19 protein-coding genes are annotated in these 18,372 nt (G+C 67.7%); 18 read left to right on the top strand and 1 reads right to left on the bottom strand.

Going from position 1 to position 18,372, the window contains the following annotated elements:
* The first annotated feature begins 42 nt into the window (after nucleotides 1–42).
* The 18 genes from QN206_03585 (at nucleotide 43) to QN206_03500 (ending at nucleotide 17,471) form a co-directional block, all read left to right on the top strand.
* On the top strand, nucleotides 43–759 hold the full coding sequence (locus QN206_03585; protein ID MDR7613886.1) for a GntR family transcriptional regulator: 717 nt from the start codon (nucleotides 43–45) through the stop codon (nucleotides 757–759).
* A complete protein-coding gene (gene hpaI, locus QN206_03580; GenBank protein ID MDR7613885.1) occupies nucleotides 756–1,667 on the top strand; it encodes a 2,4-dihydroxyhept-2-ene-1,7-dioic acid aldolase in 912 nt (303 codons plus the stop codon). The genes QN206_03585 and hpaI overlap by 4 nt, the downstream gene beginning before the upstream one ends.
* Nucleotides 1,664–2,419 carry a fumarylacetoacetate hydrolase family protein gene (locus tag QN206_03575; protein ID MDR7613884.1) on the top strand — a complete coding sequence of 252 codons (756 nt, stop codon included), beginning with the start codon at nucleotides 1,664–1,666 and terminating at the stop codon, nucleotides 2,417–2,419. The genes hpaI and QN206_03575 overlap by 4 nt, the downstream gene beginning before the upstream one ends.
* Nucleotides 2,420–2,429: 10 nt before the next feature.
* Nucleotides 2,430–3,731: an aldehyde dehydrogenase gene (locus tag QN206_03570; GenBank protein MDR7613883.1), complete on the top strand. Its 1,302-nt coding sequence runs from the start codon at nucleotides 2,430–2,432 to the stop codon at nucleotides 3,729–3,731.
* 23 nt (nucleotides 3,732–3,754) lie between these two features.
* Nucleotides 3,755–5,242 carry a 4-hydroxyphenylacetate 3-monooxygenase, oxygenase component gene (gene hpaB / locus QN206_03565; GenBank protein ID MDR7613882.1) on the top strand — a complete coding sequence of 496 codons (1,488 nt, stop codon included), beginning with the start codon at nucleotides 3,755–3,757 and terminating at the stop codon, nucleotides 5,240–5,242.
* A 36-nt stretch (nucleotides 5,243–5,278) separates the two neighbouring features.
* Nucleotides 5,279–5,722 (top strand): ABC transporter substrate-binding protein, encoded by a 444-nt coding sequence (locus QN206_03560; protein MDR7613881.1) that lies wholly within the window; start codon nucleotides 5,279–5,281, stop codon nucleotides 5,720–5,722.
* Nucleotides 5,637–6,485 carry an ABC transporter substrate-binding protein gene (locus QN206_03555; protein ID MDR7613880.1) on the top strand — a complete coding sequence of 283 codons (849 nt, stop codon included), beginning with the start codon at nucleotides 5,637–5,639 and terminating at the stop codon, nucleotides 6,483–6,485. Before QN206_03560 ends, QN206_03555 begins: the two co-directional genes overlap by 86 nt.
* Nucleotides 6,486–6,501: 16 nt before the next feature.
* Nucleotides 6,502–7,437, top strand: a complete 936-nt coding sequence (locus QN206_03550) for an NAD(P)-dependent oxidoreductase (GenBank protein MDR7613879.1) — start codon at nucleotides 6,502–6,504, stop codon at nucleotides 7,435–7,437.
* Nucleotides 7,434–7,829, top strand: a complete 396-nt coding sequence (locus QN206_03545; protein MDR7613878.1) for a cupin domain-containing protein — start codon at nucleotides 7,434–7,436, stop codon at nucleotides 7,827–7,829. The genes QN206_03550 and QN206_03545 overlap by 4 nt, the downstream gene beginning before the upstream one ends.
* Before the next feature lie 31 nt (nucleotides 7,830–7,860).
* Nucleotides 7,861–9,255, top strand: a complete 1,395-nt coding sequence (locus QN206_03540) for an aminomethyl transferase family protein (GenBank protein MDR7613877.1) — start codon at nucleotides 7,861–7,863, stop codon at nucleotides 9,253–9,255.
* A gap of 274 nt (nucleotides 9,256–9,529) precedes the next feature.
* On the top strand, nucleotides 9,530–10,699 hold the full coding sequence (gene sat, locus QN206_03535; GenBank protein MDR7613876.1) for a sulfate adenylyltransferase: 1,170 nt from the start codon (nucleotides 9,530–9,532) through the stop codon (nucleotides 10,697–10,699).
* Between the two features lie 13 nt (nucleotides 10,700–10,712).
* The gene (locus tag QN206_03530) at nucleotides 10,713–12,641 is read left to right on the top strand and encodes a MoaD/ThiS family protein (protein MDR7613875.1); all 1,929 of its coding nucleotides are present in this window, start codon (nucleotides 10,713–10,715) and stop codon (nucleotides 12,639–12,641) included.
* 18 nt (nucleotides 12,642–12,659) lie between these two features.
* Complete coding sequence (locus tag QN206_03525) at nucleotides 12,660–13,478, top strand: phosphoadenylyl-sulfate reductase (protein ID MDR7613874.1); 819 nt, start codon at nucleotides 12,660–12,662, stop codon at nucleotides 13,476–13,478.
* Nucleotides 13,475–14,491 (top strand): adenylyl-sulfate kinase, encoded by a 1,017-nt coding sequence (gene cysC, locus QN206_03520; GenBank protein ID MDR7613873.1) that lies wholly within the window; start codon nucleotides 13,475–13,477, stop codon nucleotides 14,489–14,491. Before QN206_03525 ends, cysC begins: the two co-directional genes overlap by 4 nt.
* Entirely contained in the window at nucleotides 14,488–15,294 is an 807-nt protein-coding gene (locus QN206_03515) for a uroporphyrinogen-III synthase (protein MDR7613872.1), read from the top strand. The genes cysC and QN206_03515 overlap by 4 nt, the downstream gene beginning before the upstream one ends.
* A complete protein-coding gene (locus QN206_03510; GenBank protein MDR7613871.1) occupies nucleotides 15,291–15,932 on the top strand; it encodes a bifunctional precorrin-2 dehydrogenase/sirohydrochlorin ferrochelatase in 642 nt (213 codons plus the stop codon). Before QN206_03515 ends, QN206_03510 begins: the two co-directional genes overlap by 4 nt.
* Nucleotides 15,929–16,708, top strand: a complete 780-nt coding sequence (gene cobA / locus QN206_03505; GenBank protein MDR7613870.1) for a uroporphyrinogen-III C-methyltransferase — start codon at nucleotides 15,929–15,931, stop codon at nucleotides 16,706–16,708. The genes QN206_03510 and cobA overlap by 4 nt, the downstream gene beginning before the upstream one ends.
* A gap of 13 nt (nucleotides 16,709–16,721) precedes the next feature.
* A complete protein-coding gene (locus QN206_03500) occupies nucleotides 16,722–17,471 on the top strand; it encodes a sulfite exporter TauE/SafE family protein (GenBank protein MDR7613869.1) in 750 nt (249 codons plus the stop codon).
* A gap of 5 nt (nucleotides 17,472–17,476) precedes the next feature.
* Here the strand turns inward: QN206_03500 and QN206_03495 are convergent, their stop codons facing one another.
* On the bottom strand, nucleotides 17,477–18,364 hold the full coding sequence (locus QN206_03495) for a DMT family transporter (GenBank protein ID MDR7613868.1): 888 nt from the start codon (nucleotides 18,362–18,364) through the stop codon (nucleotides 17,477–17,479).
* Nucleotides 18,365–18,372 lie beyond the last annotated feature (8 nt).

The following is an 18,372-nucleotide window of genomic DNA, read 5'->3' as shown; positions in this document are numbered from 1 at the left end:
ACCTGGCTAGGTTTATAGGCGAAATCCTATAGGATTGTCAATATGAAACAAGGCGGGAAGTACGCGGAGGCCTACCGGCGCATCTATGAGCGCATCCTGCGGGGAGAGTACGGGCCCGGCTACCGCCTCAGCATCGAGGCCCTCGCCAGAGAGTTCGGGATGAGCCCCACCCCCGTACGGGAAGCCCTCCGGCGCCTTCAGGCGGAAGGGGTGGTCACCTACGAGCGCTACCAAGGGGCCCGGGTAGCTCAGGTGGACGAACGGGCCTACACCGAGACCCTCTCGTTGCTGGCCCTTCTGGAGGGGTACGCTACCGCCTTGGCTGCCCCCCGACTTGCCCCGAGGACCCTGCGGGAGTTGCGACGCATGAACGAGCGCATGCGCCAGGCGATGGCCTCCTTCGATCTTCCCCTCTTCGATCGCCTCAACCGTCGGTTCCACATGACCCTCTGCGCGGGATGTGATCACCGCTACCTCCTGGAGCTTCTCCGGGCCACCTGGAACCGCATGGACACCATCCGCCGCAGCATCTTCCCCTTCATCCCGCACCGAGGGCTGGACTCGGTAAAGGAGCATGACCGCTTGGTGGACCTCATCGAGCAAGGAGCGGATCCGCTGCAGATCGAGCGCTTCGCACGGCAGCACAAGCTCCGCACCCTAGAAGCCTACTTGAGATGGAAAAGGCACATGGACGCCGAGGAACGCGTGCGGGGGGAGAGATGGGAAACGCTCGTCGAAGCGCGTGAGGGGACACGATGAACTTGCAACGTCTGCGGGGTTCCATCGTCCCGCTGGTCACGCCCTTCCAAAATGGACAGCTCGACGAGGAAACCCTTCGAGACCTCATCGAGTGGCAGATCGCTTCCGGAAGCCACGGGATCTCCATCGGGGGCACCACCGGGGAGGCCACCTCCCTCACCCTGGAGGAGCGAGAACGGCTCATCCGCATTGCCGTTAAGACTGCGGCCGGGCGGGTTCCGGTGGTGGCAGGGGTGGGAACGAATCATCATGAGGAGACCCTTTTCCTCGCGCGCCGGGCGGAGCGGTGGGGGGCGGATGCGCTTTTGGTCCTGGTGCCCTACCACGTTCGTCCAACGCAGCAGGGCCTCTACGAGCATTTCCGGGCTGTGGCGCACGCTACGGAGCTTCCGGTGATCGTGTACAACATTCCGGGACGGACCGGAGTGAACCTGGAAGTGGAGACGCTGGCGCGACTGCGTGAGGATTGCCCGAACCTCGTGGGAGTGAAGGAGGCGAACCGGGACTTCGAGCACGTGAACCGGGTCCTCTACTACTGCGGGCGCGACTTCCTACTCTACAGCGGGATCGAGCTCCTGTGCTATCCCATGCTCGCCATCGGAGGCGCTGGTTCCATCAGTGCCACTGCCAACCTGGTTCCCGACCGTGTGGCGCGCATGCACGATCTTTGGTTCTCCGGTGACTGGCAAGGCGCCCTCGCACTTCACTATGAGCTGCTGCCCTTAAACGACATCCTGTTCATCGAGACCAATCCGGGACCCCTCAAGTACGCCCTGGGTCTCCTCGGGAAGATCGTCCCCGAGATCCGATTGCCGCTCGTGCTGCCGACCGAGGAGAACCGGCGCCGCATCCAGAGGGTGTTGCAGCGGTACGGGTTGCTTGAGGGGGAGGGAGACTCGAACGGATGAAGCGCGTGCGGTTCGCCGCGGAAGGCGCCGTCCACGAGGGAACCTTCAGGGAAGGGGCGCTCTACGATGCGGGAGGACGCGGGTACGATCCAGATCGTGTGGTCTGGCTTCCGCCCGTGAGCCCCACGAAGGTCCTCGGAGTTGCCCTGAACTACCCGGAGCACGCCGCGGAGTTGGGCATGCGAATTCCGGACGAGCCGCCCCTGTTCTTCAAGCCCCTCTCCTGCCTCGTGGGACACCGGGCCCCGGTGGTCTACCCCCGGGGGGTTGAGTACCTGCACTACGAGGTGGAGCTGGCGGTGGTCATCGGCCGGCGGTGCCGCAACGTGCAGCCCGAAGAGGCCCTGCGGGTCGTTCAGGGGTACACCATTGCCAACGACATCACGGCCCGCGACTTCGTGGGGAACTTCTACCGGCCTCCCGTCCGGGCCAAGGGATACGACACTTTCGGCCCTGTGGGGCCCTGGTCGGTGGAAGGGGAGATCGAGGATCCTCACGACCTCGAGATGCGGGTGTACGTGAACGGGGAACTCCGGCAACGGGGGAACACCCGAGAGATGCTCTGGAAGGTTCCTCGGCTGATCGCCTGGGTCTCCTCCTTCATGACCCTGGAGCCGGGGGACCTGATCCTGACGGGGACGCCCCGGGGGATCAGTCCGGTGCGGCCCGGGGACGTGATGCGGCTGGAGATCGAGGGGATCGGGGCCCTGGAGAACCCCGTGGTGGGCGAGGAGATCGGCCCCTACGCATGAGAGGAGAGACATGCGGGTCGGGCCCGTGCGGCACTTCATCGGAAACGAGTTTGTGGAGTCACAATCCGGACGCACCTTCTCCACCCTGAACCCTACGACAAACGAGGTGATCACGGAGGTGGCGGAGGGAAACGAGGTAGATGTGGACCGTGCGGTGCAGGCCGCCTGGAAGGCCTTCCACGAGGGCCCCTGGCCGCGGATGCGGGCGGAGGAGCGTGCGGGGTACCTGCGTCGGGTGGGCGAGCTGATCCTGAAGCACGCGGAGGAGATCGGGGTCCTAGAGGTCCTGGACACGGGGACGCCGATCTCACAGGCGGGAGGCACTCAGATCCCGCGCGCTGCCGAGAACTTCTTCTTCGCGGAGATGGCGTCCCGGATCCTGGGCATCACCTACATGAAGCTCGCGGAGATCATCCAGGAGGCAGATCTGCCGCCCGGGGTGTCCAACGTGGTGCAGGGCTACGGGGAGACCGCGGGCGCGGCCCTGGTGGCGCACCCGCAGGCCTCCTTGATCTCCTTCACCGGGGAGAGCCGCACGGGCGTGGAGATCCTCCGGAACGCAGCGCCCACCTTGAAACGGTGCTCCATGGAACTAGGGGGAAAGAACCCCACCATCGTGTTCGCGGATGCCGACCTGGATCGTGCCCTGGACGCTGCGGTCTTCATGGGCTACTCCCTCAACGGGGAGCGGTGCACCTCCGGATCCCGGCTGCTGGTGGAACGGCAGGTGTACGATACGTTCCTGGAGCGGTTCGCGGCCCGGGTGCAGGCACTGCGGGTGGGGGATCCGTTTGACCCTGCCACCGAGGTGGGTCCCCTGATCCACCCGGAACACTGGCAGCGGGTGCGTGGGTACGTGGAGCTCGCCCGTGCGGAGGGCGCCACGGTGCTCGTGGGAGGAGATCGTCCGGAGAACCTGTCCCACGGCAACTACCTCCAGCCAACCCTCATCGTGGACGTACGGCCGGAGATGCGGGTGGCCCGGGAGGAGATCTTCGGGCCCGTGGTGGTGATTCCGTTTGAGGAGGAGGAGGCCCTCCGCATCGCCAACGGGGTACGGTACGGACTCGCGGCCTACCTGTGGACCCGGGAAGTGCACCGGGCCCACCGGATCGCGCAGGCCCTGGAGGCGGGCATGGTCTGGGTGAACTCCCACAACGTGCGGGACCTGCGAACTCCCTTCGGAGGGATGAAGCACAGCGGGATAGGACGTGAGGGAGGCGAGTTCTCCTTCGAGTTCTACTGTGAATACCAGACGATCCACGTGGCCCTGGGAGGACACGCCATTCCCCGGATGGGCATGCGGGCGTAGGGCAAACCAGGGGGTGAGGGGGGTTGCCGGCGCGGGCGGGGGCGGAATACCTGGAAGGACTTCGGCGGCGGCCGCGGGAGCTCTGGTATGCGGGCCAACGGGTGGAGGATCCCACAGAACATTCCGTCTTCGCGAGGATCACCCGGAGCATCGGGGCCCTGTACGACCTACAGCATTACCCCGATCTGCGGGAGGAGATGACATACCCCTCGCCGACCTCTGGGGAGCGGGTGGGGCTGTCCTTCCTGATCCCCAAGACGCAGGAGGACCTCGTCCGCATCCGCCGGATGATGAAGCGGTGGGCGGACTTTTCCGGCGAGTTCATGGGCCGCACCCTCGATTACCTCAACCGTGCCCTCGTGGGGTTCGCGTCAGCTGCCGCATACTTCGCCGTGAGCGATTCCCGCTTTGCCGAGAACGTCCTGCGGTACTATGAATACGCGCGGGAGAACGATCTCTGCTTGACGCATACCCTGATCCATCCCCAGGTGAACCGATCCGTGGGGCCTTCCCAGCAGGCGGACCCTTATCTCGCCGCGCGGATCGTGAAGGAGAACACAAGGGGCATCGTGCTCCGGGGAGCCCGGATGCTGGCCACACTCCCCGTAGCAGACGAGCTCCTGTTGTTCCCCTCCACCCTCCTGCGGGCGGGCATGGAGGACGCCCCGTATGCCTTCGCGGTGGCGGTGCCATGCGATGCTCCGGGACTGCGGTTCCAGTGTCGGGAAAGCTTCTGGTACGGGCGCCCGACTTCCGACCATCTCCTCAGCGCTCGGTTCGAGGAGATGGACGCCGTGGTGATCTTCAAGGATGTGTTCGTTCCGTGGGAGCGAGTCTTCCTCCTCCGGGACGTGGAGCGCTGTAACCAGGCGTTTGCGGAGACCGGAGCAGTAGCCTTCATGGCCCATCAGATGGTCACGAAGAACGTGGCGAAAACGAAGTTCATTCTCGGAGTTGCTTCCCTGGCCGTGGAGACCATCGCCATCGAGCCCTACCAGCACGTCCACAAGAAGATCGCGGAGATCATCATCGTCCTGCAGGCCATGCGGGCCTTCCTGCGAACGAGTGAGGTGGAAGCCCAGCCCAACCGGTGGGGAGCGCTGGTGCCCGCCTGGCCTCCGCTCAATGCGGCACGGAACCTTTACGTCCGGACGTATCCGAGGCTCGTGGAGATCCTGCAGCAGCTGGGCGCCAGTGGATTCATGGCCATTCCCACGCGGGGGGATCTCGAAGGACCCATGGCTCCTCTGATCCGGCGCTACTGCCAGGCCGCCCGGGCCGAGGCCACAGACCGAGTTCGGCTTTTCCGACTGGCTTGGGACATCGCTCTGAGCGCCGTCGGTGGGCGTCAGGTGCTGTACGAGTGCTTCTTCTGTGATCCCGTGCGGATGGCGAGTGCCATGTTCCAGACGTATGACCGGAGGCCATACATGGAGCGGGTGCGGGCCTTTCTGGAGGAGGCGGAACGATTCGCTCCGGAGCCCCCGGAGGAATCCAGAACCGTGAATTGAACGTGATGGGATCCGTTTGGGAAGGGAGGGGGTAGAATGCGGTTTGTCGGTCCGAGATGGATGCTCCTCTTCGGAGCTCTGTGCGTGGTCTTCGGAGTGGCCCCGGTGGGCATGGGGCAGGTGCGGGAGATCGTGGTGGGGGTGGTGGTGGACATCACGGGCCCTGCGTCGTCCCTGGGGGTCCCGGAGCGGAACACGGTGCAGCTCTATGAATCGGACTTCGGGGGGGTACAGGGGCGCGGAGGCGCGGTGCGGATCCGCTGGGTGGTGACGGATGGAGAGACGGACGTGACCCGAACGGTGGTGGCAGTCCGACGTCTCATCGAGGAGGAGCGGGCGGCGGCCATCATCTGCTGCACCACTTCCCCGGGAAACCCTGGCCATCTTGAGCACCGTGACGAACGCAGGGATCCCGACCATCTCCCTCGCCTCAGCCCGGGCCATCGTGGAGCCTGTGGATCAGCGCTTCTGGGTCTTTAAGACCGCGCACGATGGACGGATGAACGTGGACCTGATCACCGCCCACATGCAGACGCTAAAGATCCGCCGGGTGGCCTTCATGGGAACGAACGATGCCTTTGGGCAGGATGGGGAGCGAGAACTGGATGCATTCGCCCCGCAGCGGGGGCTGGAGGTGGTGGCCAAGGAGTACTTCCCATATGGAGCCACGGATGCCAGCAGCCAGGCGGTTCGGGTGCTCACGAGAAACCCGCAGGCCGTGGTGATCTGGGCTGTACCCCCCGCCGCAAACGTGGTGGTGCGAAACCTGCGAGACCTGGGCGGCCAGCTCTCCCTGTACCTGAGCCAGGGAGTGGCGAACCGGACGTTCCTGGAGCTGGGAGGGCCAACGGTGGAAGGAGCCTATATCTCCGCGGGAAAGATCCTGGTGGCGGAGCAGCTGAACGTGAACGATCCCCAGCGGAAGGTCCTCCTGGAATACATACGCCGGTACGAAAGCCGGTTCGGTCCGGGAACCCGAAGTGCCTTCGGGGGCCACGCGTACGATGCCATGCTCATCCTCCACCAGGCGGTGGAGCGAGTGGTGGCCCGTGGATTTGGGAACGCCGACCTGCGACAACTTCGCCGGACCATCCGGGACGAGATCGAGGCCGGGACCAAGAACCTGGTGGGAATCGGAGGGGTCTTCAACTTTAGCCCCCGGGACCATGTGGGTCTGGACCCGCGGCGGTCCATGGTGATCCTTCAGGTGCGCCGGGGCCAGTGGACGTGGGTTCGGTTCTAGATCGGAGGGAAGCGCGTTGACGACAAGACGGGCCGGGGAGGCGAGCAAAGAACAGGTGGCCTTCATCGGTGTGGGGAACATGGGAAGCCGGATGGCTCGCCGCCTGCTGGCCGCGGGCTGTTCCCTCCGGGCGTATGACCGACGACGGGAGGCGACAGAGGCCCTCAAGGAGGCAGGCGCCCGGGTTGCGGATTCGGCCGCACATGCAGCGAAGGAGGCCGACTTCGTCCTCCTGAGCCTGCCGGATCCTGCGACGGTACGGGAGGTTGTGCTGGGAGATGGGAGGGTGCTGGACGCCATGCGTCCGGGGACGATCCTGGTGGACTTCAGCACGACAGACCCAGGGACTGCCCGGGCGGTGGCTGCCGCCGCCGCCGCGAGAGACATTGCCGCCCTGGACGCGCCCGTTAGCGGAGGGGTGGAGGGCGCGGAGCGGGGGACCCTCACCATCATGGTGGGCGGCGAGCACCCCGCCTATGAGCGCGTCCGGCACCTTCTCAAGCACTTAGGGTCTCGCGTGGTGTACGTGGGGCCTTCGGGGAGCGGGCAGGTGGTCAAACTGTGCAACAACATGGCCGCGGCGGCCGCCATGGTGGCAGCCACGGAAGTCCTCCTCACCGGAATGGCCCATGGGCTTCCCCTGAGGATGCTGGTGGACATCCTGGGGAGCGGCACCGCCCAGAGCTGGGTCCTGAACTATCTGGGACGCGAGGCGTTTCAGAGCTCATATGAGCCAGGGTTCGCCCTGGGCCTGTTGCGGAAGGACGTGGAGCTGTTCCTTCACATGGCGGAGGAGGCGAGGATGACGGCCCCGGTGTGCGGGCTCGTGGTGCAAGTGCTCCGGATGGCGGCGAACGTGGGGTACGGGAGCCGAGACGTGGCGGTGCTCGCTGAGGTGTATCGGTCGTGGAACTCACACGTTTCCCCATCCCTGTCAGGAGGAGAGCGATGAACCATCTCGTAACCTGGGCAAAGGTGGATCCCCACCGGGCGCACGAGCCGGATCAGCCGGAGGCCTTCAGCGGGACGGTCCGGATGCAGCGCATCCACGAGGCGTCAGGGCCCGGCAGCATGGAGCTCGTGGTGGTGTTCTTCGAGAACGGTGCCAGGACCCGGCCGCACGTGCACTCTACCGAACAGATCCTCTTTTTCATGGAGGGAGAAGGGGTGGTGGCCACCGAGGCGGAGCGACGGCCAGTGGGGCCGGGCGACATCGTGGTGATCCCGGCAGGAACCTGGCACTGGCATGGCGCGAACAAGGGGGCGAGTGCCTGGCAGATCTCGATCCGGATCCCGGGTCCCACGGACTGGAATGCACCGTTGCGGGATTGGCTCGAATGGTGAAAGGAGAAACGGCGATGCGGAGGTGAAGGCGATGCCTGCAGGGACCCATCGGACACTCGAGGACATCGTGAAGTCTGTCGGGAACATTGTAGACTTCCTCCGGAACAATTCGACGGGTGCCTACGTGTTCGTCAACGTGCCTCGGGAGTTCACGAACTGGATCGAGGAACAGGAATCCTGGCGGCAGACGGTGGCCTTCTTCGACCAGACGCACCACATGGAAGACCTCTACATCCGGGGTCCGGATGCGGTCAAATTGCTTGAGCACCTCGGGGTAAATCGCTTTCGAGGCTTTGAGCCCGGGATGGCGAAACACCTCTACGTCTGCAACGAGCGAGGGTACATCGTGGGGGATGCGGTTCTCTTCTACCTGGAACCGGAGCTCCTGCAGCTGGTGGGCCGCCCCATGGCCCACAACTGGGTGCAGTTCCATGGGGAGAAGGGCGGGTACCTGGTAGAGTTCGAACGGGACGAGCGGAGCGCGGTGAACCCACGGGGGCGCCGGAAGGTATACCGGTACCAGCTCCAAGGGCCCAATGCGATCTCGCTGTTGGAGAAGCTGAACGGAGGACCCCTCCCGGAGATCCCGTTCTTCCACATGGGATGGATCACCATCGCGGGTCGGAGGGTCCGGGCCCTGCACCACGGCATGGCGGGCGTGGCGGGACTCGAGATCTTCGGGCCATGGGAGGAACGGGAGGAGGTCCGGGAAGCCATCCTGGAGGCGGGAAAAGAGTTCGGGCTCCGACAGGTGGGAACCCGGGCCTATCCTACAAACACCCTCGAATCCGGATGGATTTCTACCGCCCTCCCGGCCATCTACACCGGAGAAGACCTGAGAGGGTACCGGGAATGGTTACCCGCCACCAGCTTCGAGGCCACAGGATCTTTGGGAGGCAGCTTTGACTCCAAAAACGTGGAGGATTACTATCTGACGCCCTTCGACCTGGGGGCAGGGCGACTCGTGAGGTTTGATCACGAGTTCGTCGGACGGAAGGCCCTGGAGGAGATGGCGAAAGAGCCCCGGAGGACCAAGGTGACCTTGGTGTGGAATCCGGAAGACGTGCTTCGGGCCATCGGCACGCTCTTTCAGAAGGGAGCGCGCGCGAAGTATATGGAATTCCCCCTGGCGAACTACGCCGTCTGGCCCTACGACAAGGTGCTGGACGAGCACGGAGACGTCATCGGGTTCTCCAAGTACACAGGGTACAGTGCGAATGAGCGGGCCGTGCTGTCCCTGGGCGTGGTGGACGTTCGGTACAGTCAGCCCGGCACCCAGGTCACGGTGGTATGGGGAGAGGCGGGCGGTGGAACCCGGAAGCCGGCGGTGGAGCGCCACGCGCAGGTGGAGATCCGCGCCACGGTAGGCCCCACTCCGTACTCGGAGGCCGCACGGCAGTACCGGGCAAGGGTGGGGATCCGGTAAATCCCGTTTTTAGCATCTTCCCCGCTTGACGGGATGCGGGCCCTTGCGTACAGTAAACCTAGCCATGGGCATGCGACGGGTTGATCTCTGCCTCTCCCGCTGCCAGTGCATCTGTCCTGGGCGGAAGGCGGTCTGTGCCCGTCGGTCGGCGGGCGCCTGATCCCTTCCGCGATTCCCCCTGAGTTCTCCGAATAGGATTTGCCACCCCCGCGGCCGGGGGGGGCGGGTTTGCCCCCGGGCCGGGAGGGATATGGCCGTACCTGGAGGTGGATCCGTGATCGCACCACACGGCGGAGAGTTGGTCCAAGGTGTTGTACATGGAGAGCTCGCGCAGGCCCTTCGGGAAGAGGCCCGCCACCTTCCAACGGTGCTTCTTGCGCCCAAGGAGGCCGCGGACGCGGTTCTCATTGCCACGGGGGCCTATAGTCCCCTGCGGGGCTTCATGACGCAGGAAGCGTACCGCTCCGTGGTGCACGAGATGCACTTGCCCGATGGCCTTCCCTGGACCCTGCCCGTCACCCTGCCGGTTCCGGAGGAGCTCGCGCGCCGGATCAGCCCAGGCGATCGGCTGGCCCTCCAAGGTCCAACGCTCCTGGCGGTGATGGAGGTGGCGGAGATCTACCGCCGGGACCCGGAGCAGGAAGCGCGGCTCGTCTTCGGCACCACGGACCTCCGGCATCCGGGCGTGGCGAGGCTTTTGCGGGAGTCGCGGTGGCTTGCGGGCGGAGCGGTTTGGCTGGTGGACCGGCCGCCGCCCGCGTTCCCGGGACTTGAGCTGGATCCGGCCCAGACCCGGGCTCTGTTCGCGCGGGCGGGATGGCGCACGGTGACCGCGTTCCAGACCCGCAATCCCATCCACCGGGCCCACGAGTACCTGCAGAAAGTGGCCCTGGAGGTCACGGATGGATTGCTGCTGCATCCGCTGGTGGGCGAGACCAAGGGGGATGATCTTCCGGCCGCGGTGCGGCTCCGCACCTACGAGGTGCTCCTGGCCCAGTACTACCCCCGGGATCGGGTGCTTCTCGCGGTCTTCCCTGCGGCCATGCGCTACGCGGGACCGCGGGAGGCGGTCTTCCATGCGCTCGTGCGCAAGAACTACGGGTGCACCCACATCCTCATCGGCCGGGATCACGCGGGGGTGGGCGGGTTCTACGAGCCGTACGCGGCCCACCGCATCTTCGAGCGGTTCGATCCGCAGGCCATCGGAATCGTGCCGCTCTTTTTCGGGGAGGCCTTCTACTGCTCGCGGTGCGACGGCATGGCCACGGAACGCAGCTGCCCGCACCCGCCGGAGGCGCGGGTGAACCCCAGCGGCACCTGGGTGCGGGAGCTCCTGCGTTCGGGACAGCTGCCGCCGCCGCAGGTGATGCGGCCGGAGGTGGCCCGGATCCTCATGGAGCACTTTTCCGGAGTCCAGGAACAACCCACACAGGGCGTGCGGTGAGGGGAGGGAAACCATGGCAGTACAGGTCACCGGTACGGGACAGACGGCGGAGGTCACCTGGGAGCTCGTCCTCAAGCGCAACTCCATCGAGCGCCTCAAGCAGGAGAAGTTCCCCCTCGACATCGTCCACGAGCTCCCGGAGCTCATCGCGCGGGGGTACGAGGCCGTCCCGGAAGAGGACATCGTACGGCTCAACTGGTGGGGCCTCACGCACGACAAGCCCAAGGTGGGCACCTTCATGGTGCGCATCAAGGTCCCGGGCGGCCGGATCGCACCCGAGCAGCTCATCGCCGTGGGCCGGATCTCCCAGCGGTACGGCCGCAACTACGGGGAGCTCACCACACGCCAGGGGATCCAGCTCCACTGGGTTCGGCTGGATCAGCTGCCGGAGGTGCTCCAGGAGATCCAGGCGAGTGGCCTCACCACCGTGGGCGGGGAGGGGGACACGGTGCGCAACGTCACGAGCTGCCCCGTGGCGGGTGTGGACCGGGAGGAGCTGTTCGACGTGCAGCCCGTGGTGGCCGCGGTGGCCCGCTTCTTCTATGGGAACCGTGCGTACAGCAACCTCCCCCGCAAGCACAAGTACACCATCAGCGCCTGCCCCGCCCAGTGCAACGCCCCGGAGATCCACGACGTGGCCCTCGTGGGCGTGCTCAAGGACGGCCGGCCGGGATTCGCCGTGCGGGTGGGCGGCGGCCTCTCCGCCACGCCCCGGATCTCCCGGGACCTCGGCGTGTTCGTGCCCGCAGAACCCATCGAAGGCGTCATCGAGGTCCTGCGGGCCATCACGGACACCTGGCAACACAACCTCCGCTACCGCCTGAGTCGCGCCAAGGCCCGCATCAAGTTCCTGGTGGACGACTACGGCCCGGAGGGCGTGCGGGCCATGGTGGAGGAGAGGTTGGGCCGCAGATTGGAGGACGGTGTCGCTCCGCCGCCCATGCGGGACACGGATCATCTCGGCATCCACCCCCAGAAGCAGGAGGGGCTGGTGTACGTGGGGATCCCGGTGCCCATGGGATGGGTGCGGGGGGATCAGCTGGTGGCCTTGGGCGAGCTCGTCGGGGAGTTCGGCGGGGACGCGCGCTTTACCCGTATGCAGAACATCATCCTCACCGGCGTGCCTGAAGGTGCGGTCGGGGGAGTGGTGGAGCGGTTGCGGCGGATCGGGCTGGACCCGGATCGCAACAGGCTCTACGGCCGGTCCATCGCCTGCACGGATCACCAGTTCTGCAACTACTCCGTGGCGGAGACCAAGGGGAAGCTGCGGGAGATCCTCGAGGTGCTGGAGCAGCGGTTCGGGGAGGCCGTGGAGGACCTGCGCATCTACACGGATGGATGCCCGCACGCCTGCGCCCATCACTGGGTTGGGGACATCGGGCTCCAGGGCACCACCACCCAGCACCCCACCAAGGGCGTGCGGGTGGAAGCCTACGATGTATGCCTGCGGGGCGGGCTCGGGACGAAGGCCGCCATCGGAAAGCCGATCCTGCGCCGCATCCCGGAGGACCAGATCACGGAGGTGGTCTGCCGCCTGGTGGAGGCGTGGCTGCGGGAGCGAGCGGAGCACGGCCCGGGCTACCGGTTCCGGGACTTCGTGGACGCCCATCCGGACGAGGCCCTCCAGGCCATGGCGCTCGGCCAGCGCACCCAGGAGGAGGCTTGCCGGCGGCCCGTGGTGCGCATCCCCGGCATGTTCCTGCCCTTCACGGACGGCGCGGACCGGGTGGAGGTGGAGGCGAAGACGGTGCGGGAGGCCCTGGAGATCCTGAAGGCGCAGTTCCCACAGCTGGCCGCCCAGCTCCTTACCCCGGACGGCCAGGTCCACCCCTCCATCAACCTCTTCGTGGACGAGGAAGACATCCGGGGACTACAGGGGCTTGAGACTCCGCTCCGGCCCGGGCAGGAGCTCACCATCCTGCCCGCCCTCTCGGGCGGATAAACGCGAGGAGGTGCCGGAATGCCGCGGCAGCTAAGCTTCGATGACCTGGAGATCGGCGAGATCGCCGTCGAGCTGGACGACCGCTCCCCGCAGGAGGTGATCGCCTGGGCCCTCGAGACCTTCGGGGACGGCGTGGCGGTGGTCACCGCCTTCCAGGCGGAGGGGATGGCCGTCCTCGACATGGCGGCCCGCATCCGGCCGGACGTGCGGGTGATCACCGTGGACACGGGCCGACTCCCGCAGGCCACCTATGCCTTCATGGACCAGGTGCGGGAGCACTACCCGCAGGCGCGGTTCGAGGTGCTCTTCCCGGACTACCGGGAGGTGGAGGCCATGGTGCGGCGGCACGGTGTGAACCTCTTCTACCGGTCCGTGCCCCTGCGGCTGCTGTGCTGCCAGGTCCGGAAAGTGCGGCCTCTGGTGCGGGCCCTGGAGGGGTTGGATGCGTGGATCACGGGGCTGCGCCGGGAGCAGTGGGCCTCCCGGGCCAACATCCGCAAGGTAGAGCTGGACCACGACCACGACGGCATCGTGAAGGTGAACCCGCTCGCGGACTGGACCAAGGAGGAAGTGTGGGAGTACCTCACGACCCACGGGGTCCCCGTACATCCCCTCTACGAGGGGGGCTACACCAGCATCGGCTGCGATCCCTGCACCCGGCCCATCCAGCCCGGGGAGGACGACCGGGCGGGCCGGTGGTGGTGGGAGGTGGGCGCGCCCAAGGAGTGCGGCATCCACTGCCCCATCGAGACGGGCGGGTTCGAGCACGAGGCCCATGCCATCCTCAAGGAGGCCCACGGCACCGCCCTGGAACCCGCAGGAGGGCGGGCGGAATGACCGAAGTCCGCATCCCCCTTACGGAGGAAGAGGCCCGGCTGGTGGTGGAAGAGGCGGAGGCCCTGGGCCGGGCCGTTCGGGAGCCCCAGCGATCCCAGATGCTGCGGCTCGTGGAGCACGCCCGCGCGGGGGAAGTCCCGCCGGACCTCGTGGACCTGCTGGAAGGGCTTGCGGTCATGGTGCTGCAGACGGGCCGGGCCCGGGCTCGGCTCCATGCGGAGGGGGAACGCCTCTGGACGGCGATGCTTTTGCGCACGCCCCGGGGTCAGGCCCTGCAAGCTCAGGTCGAGGAGGTAAACCGGGCCCTGCGGGCCCTGCGCGGCGTGCGGCTGGAGTCCGTGCGGGTGGAGATGCGGACCCTGGGCCACTTCACCCTCAACCTCCGGGCCGACGGCATCGGGCTCAACCTGGCCGTGCGGGCGGACGGCGTGCAGGTGGAAAGCGTGAGCGTGGAAGGGAGCGGAAACACCCCTTCGCGCCGGGGCCTATGCGTGTGGCTCACGGGACTTCCCGGATCCGGCAAGACCACCATCGCGCACCAGGTGGCGGACCGTCTGCAGCGGGAAGGCCATCCCGTGGAGATCCTGGATGGGGACGTGGTGCGCCAGCACTTCTCCAGAGGCCTCGGGTTCAGCCGGGAGGACCGGCTCGAGAACATCCGGCGGGTGGCATACGTGGCGGAGCTCCTGGTCCGCCACGGTGTGGTGGTCCTGGTGGCCCTGGTCTCCCCGTACCGGGAGGCCCGGGAGGAGGCCCGGAGACGCATCGGCGACTTCCTCGAAGTCTACGTGCGCTGCCCGCTCGAGGTGCTCATCGCGCGGGATCCAAAAGGACTCTACGCCCGGGCCCTGCGGAGCGAGATCCCGAACTTCACGGGACTGGATGATCCGTACGAGCCTCCCGAAGCCCCGGACCTCGTGCTCGACACGGACCGGGAGCCGCCGGAGGAGAGTGCCCGGAAGGTGCTGGAGCTCCTGGCCCACCACGGATACCCGATGGGGATGCGGGGATGACGCCGCGGGTCCTCGTGCTCGAATCCCGCATGCCGGAGATCCTGGCGACGCTCGGACGGCGGGCCGGGTGGGAGGTGGTCTGTGCTGCTGCGGTGGTGGAGGTGGACGCAGATCCGGAGGAGGTGCGGACACCGCTTGAGCGGTTGTGCCAGCGGGAGGTGGACTGGGTGGTGCTGCAGACGGGAGCCGGGGCCGAGCGGCTGTACCGGATCGCGGAGCATCTCGGGCTCGGACAGCCCTACGTGGAGGCCCTGCGGACGGTTCCCGTCGCGGTCCGGGGCCCCAAACCCGCCGCGGTGCTCCAGCGATGGGGAATCCGCCCCACCCTGGCCGCGCCAAGCCCCTACACGACCGCGGAGCTGTGCGCCGCCCTGGATTCCGTGCCGCTCGCGGGGAAGACGGTCTTCGTGCAGCACTACGGCGAGGGAAACGAACCCCTCCGCGCGTACCTGCTCGGCCGCGGCGCCGCGGTGGTGGACGCCCAGCCCTACCGCTGGGCGCTTCCCCCGGATCCCCGCCCGCTTCGGGAGGCCGTGCGGGGCCTTGTGGAGGGGGCATTTTCGGCGGTGCTGGTGACGAGCCGGCCGCAGGTCACCCACCTCTTCCGGGTCGCGGAGGAGCTGGGGTGCGCGGAGGCCTTGCGGGAGGCCCTGAACGGACGCGTGACCGTGGCCGCGGTGGGGCCTGTTTCGCGGCAGGCCCTGCTGGACCGGGGCGTTCCGGTCTCCGTGGAGCCCCCCCACCCGAAGATGAAGCCCCTCATCGAGTCCCTGCGGGAACACTTGCGAGGTGTCGGGGGATGAAGGCGGTGTACTACCCGGTGATGCTGGATGTGCGGGGGAGGCGGTGCGTGGTGGTGGGTGGGGGTGCCCTCGCTGAGGGGAAGGTGGTTCAGCTTCTGGAGGTCGGTGCAGAGGTGGTCGTGGTGAGCCCGGAGGTGACCGACCGGATCCGCCGGTGGGCGGAGGAAGGTCGGTTGAGGTGGGTGGCGCGGCCGTACCGGTGGGGGGATCTGTTGGGGGCGTGGCTGGGGATCTCGGCGTCGGAGGATCGGGCGACGAATGCCGCGGTGTGGGAGGAGGCGGAGGCCCGGCGGGTGTGGCTCAACGCGGTGGACGACCCGCCTCACTGCAGCGCGATCGCGCCGGCCGTGCACCGGGAGGGGGATTTGGTCGTTGCGGTCTCCACGTCGGGGAAGGCTCCGGCGCTGGCGGTGCGGTTGAGGGACCGGTTCGCCGCACAACTCGGGCCGGAGTACGGGGCGTTTTTGGACCTCGTGGGCGAGGTGCGGGAGGAGATTGCCCGGCGCGTTCCGGTGTTTCGGGAGCGGGTGGCGCTGTGGTACCGCATCGTGGACTCGGAGATCCTGGAGCTGCTGCGCCGGGGGGATCGGGAGCGGGCCCGGGTGCGGCTTTGGGAGCTCGTGGGGGGAGGGGGATGAGGGGCAAGGTGTACCTGGTGGGGGCCGGCCCGGGCGATCCTGAGCTCATCACGGTGCGGGGGTTACGGGTGCTGCGGAGGTCTGAGGTGGTGGTCTACGACCGGCTGGTCCACCCGTGCCTGGTGGAAGAGGCGCCTCCTGAGGCCGAGCGGGTCTTCGTGGGCAAGGACGCTCCGGGGCACCGCCTCCCGCAGGAGGAGATCAACCGGCTGTTGATCGAGCGGGCCCGGGCGGGGCTGTGGGTGGTGCGCCTGAAGGGGGGAGACCCCTTCGTCTTCGGCCGAGGGGGGGAGGAGGTGGAGGCGTTGCGGGCGGCCGGGGTTCCGTACGAGGTCATTCCGGGGGTTACCGCGGCGGTGGCGGTTCCCGCGGCCGGGGGCATCCCCGTGACGCACCGGGCCTACGCCTCCGCCTTCGCGGTGGTGACGGGGCACGAGTGCGAGGGGCCCTCGGACCTGGACTGGGGGGCGTTGGCGCGGGTGCCGACCCTGGTGGTGCTGATGGGGTTGCGGCGGCTTGGGCGGGTGGTGGATCGGCTCTTGGGTCACGGGGCGGATGCGGGGGTTCCTGCCGCGGTGATCAGCCGGGGGACGCTTCCGGGCCAGCGGGTGGTGGTGGGGCGGCTTGAGGAGATCGTGCGGAAGGTGGAGGAGGCACGACTCGAGCCGCCCGCCACGCTGGTGGTGGGGGAGGTGGTGCGCCTCAGCCCGTGGTGGACGGAGCCGGTGGGAGAGGCTCCCTGCACCCTGGCGTCCAGGGGGGAATCCGGGCGATGAGCGGAGAAGCCGCGTGCTGTCGCTCGTGGTCCTGCTCGCCTTCGGCGCGGGGTTCCTGGACGCCGTGCTGGGCATGGGGTATGGGACCATCCTCGCCCCGCTCCTCCTCCTCTTCGGCTACCGCCTCCCGGAGCTCGTGCCCGCCCTGCTCCTCTCGCAGTTCGCGGCGGGTCTGGTGGGCGCGCGGTTCCACCACCTGAACGGCAACGCGTCGTTCGCGCGGGGTTCCGTTCACCTGAAGGTGGCCCTGGTGCTCATGGGCGCGGGCCTTGCCGGGGGCCTCGGAGGGCCGTGGCTTGCCCGGCAGGTGAGCGAAGGAACGGTGCGGATCTACATGGGGCTGATGATCCTCGGCCTCGGGGGTTGGCTCATGGTGGGCCAGAAGGTCTATCGGTTCTCCTGGGTGCGGCTTGTGGCTTTGGGAGTCGTCGCCTCGGTGAACAAAGCCCTCACCGGCGGCGGATACGGGCCGCTTCTCGCGGGAGGGCAGATGGTGGCAGGATTAGATCCCAAGGCCGCGGTGGCCATCACGAACCTCGCGGAGGCGGTGGTGTCCCTGACCGCGCTGAGCGGATACGCGTGGTGGTTCGCCGCCTCCTGGCGGTGGGACCTGGTGCTGGCGGTCACGGGCGGTGCCGCCCTGGCCGCGCCTCTGGGCGCCCGCGCCGTGCGCATTGTGGGCGCGGAGGCGCTGCGCACCGTGGTGGGGGCCGCGACGGTCTGCCTGGGGTTCCTCGCCCTGCTGTCCGTGCGGGGGGCCTGACCGGACTATCCTCCCAGGACCAGGGCCGCTCCGACCACGGCGGTGACGCTCCCGGTTACCAGGCGCGCCCCTCCCGGATCCTCCCCCCGCAGCATCCACCGGCCGAGACCGATCACCAGGAGGACCTGGAGGTTGTAGAGGGCCGCGGCGTTGGCCACGGGCGTGCGGTGCACCGCCGTGGTGAGGAACAGCAGGGCAACGCTGTTGAACCCGCCGCTGGCAAGCACATCCGGGCGGCGGAGGTACCGCCAAACCGCCTCCGGCCAGCGCCACGGCCGCAGGAGCACCACCTGGGCAGGGATCGCGGCGCACGCGCCCAGAAAACCGCCGAGGGGGACTGAAGGGGTGATCAGGAGACCAGCCCGGCGGGCGGTGTCGCCCACCGCGAAGGCCAGCGCCGCGCTCACCGCGGTCATTACCCCGGCCCAGTTCGTGTCCTGCTCCCACCCCTCCCGCTCCGTCACCACCACCCATAGTCCGGCGGTGACGAGGGCGATTCCGAGCAGCTGCGCCGGCCGCGGGAGGTCCCGCAGCCACACCCAGCCCACCACCGCGGAGAACACCGTGTTGCTGAGCCGGACCGCGGTGGACCGGCCCGCACCGATCTGCTTCACGCTCAGGAAGGCCAGGTTCCGACCCAGCATGCTGGCCACGAGGCCCGCGAGGAGGAACAGCACCACGGACTCCGGACGGAGCATCTGGCCTTTCCCCCGTGCCAGCTCTCCGACCGCCAGGACGCCAAAGGTGGTGAGATCCCCAAGAAGACTCGCCAGCACCCCGATCTCGGGGGGCGCCGGGGGCCGCCCCCCCGCACCCGTGGTGAACCGGCGGGTGTAGACGGCGCTCAGCGCGAACGCGAAGGCCGCGAGCAGGGCGAACGGTTCCCCCCGCAATCCGAACC

The sequence above is a fragment of the Armatimonadota bacterium genome, from assembly GCA_031460175.1.
Lineage (GTDB): Bacteria > Sysuimicrobiota > Sysuimicrobiia > Sysuimicrobiales > Sysuimicrobiaceae > Sysuimicrobium > Sysuimicrobium tengchongense.
This window is presented reverse-complemented; position numbering and strand designations above follow the sequence as displayed.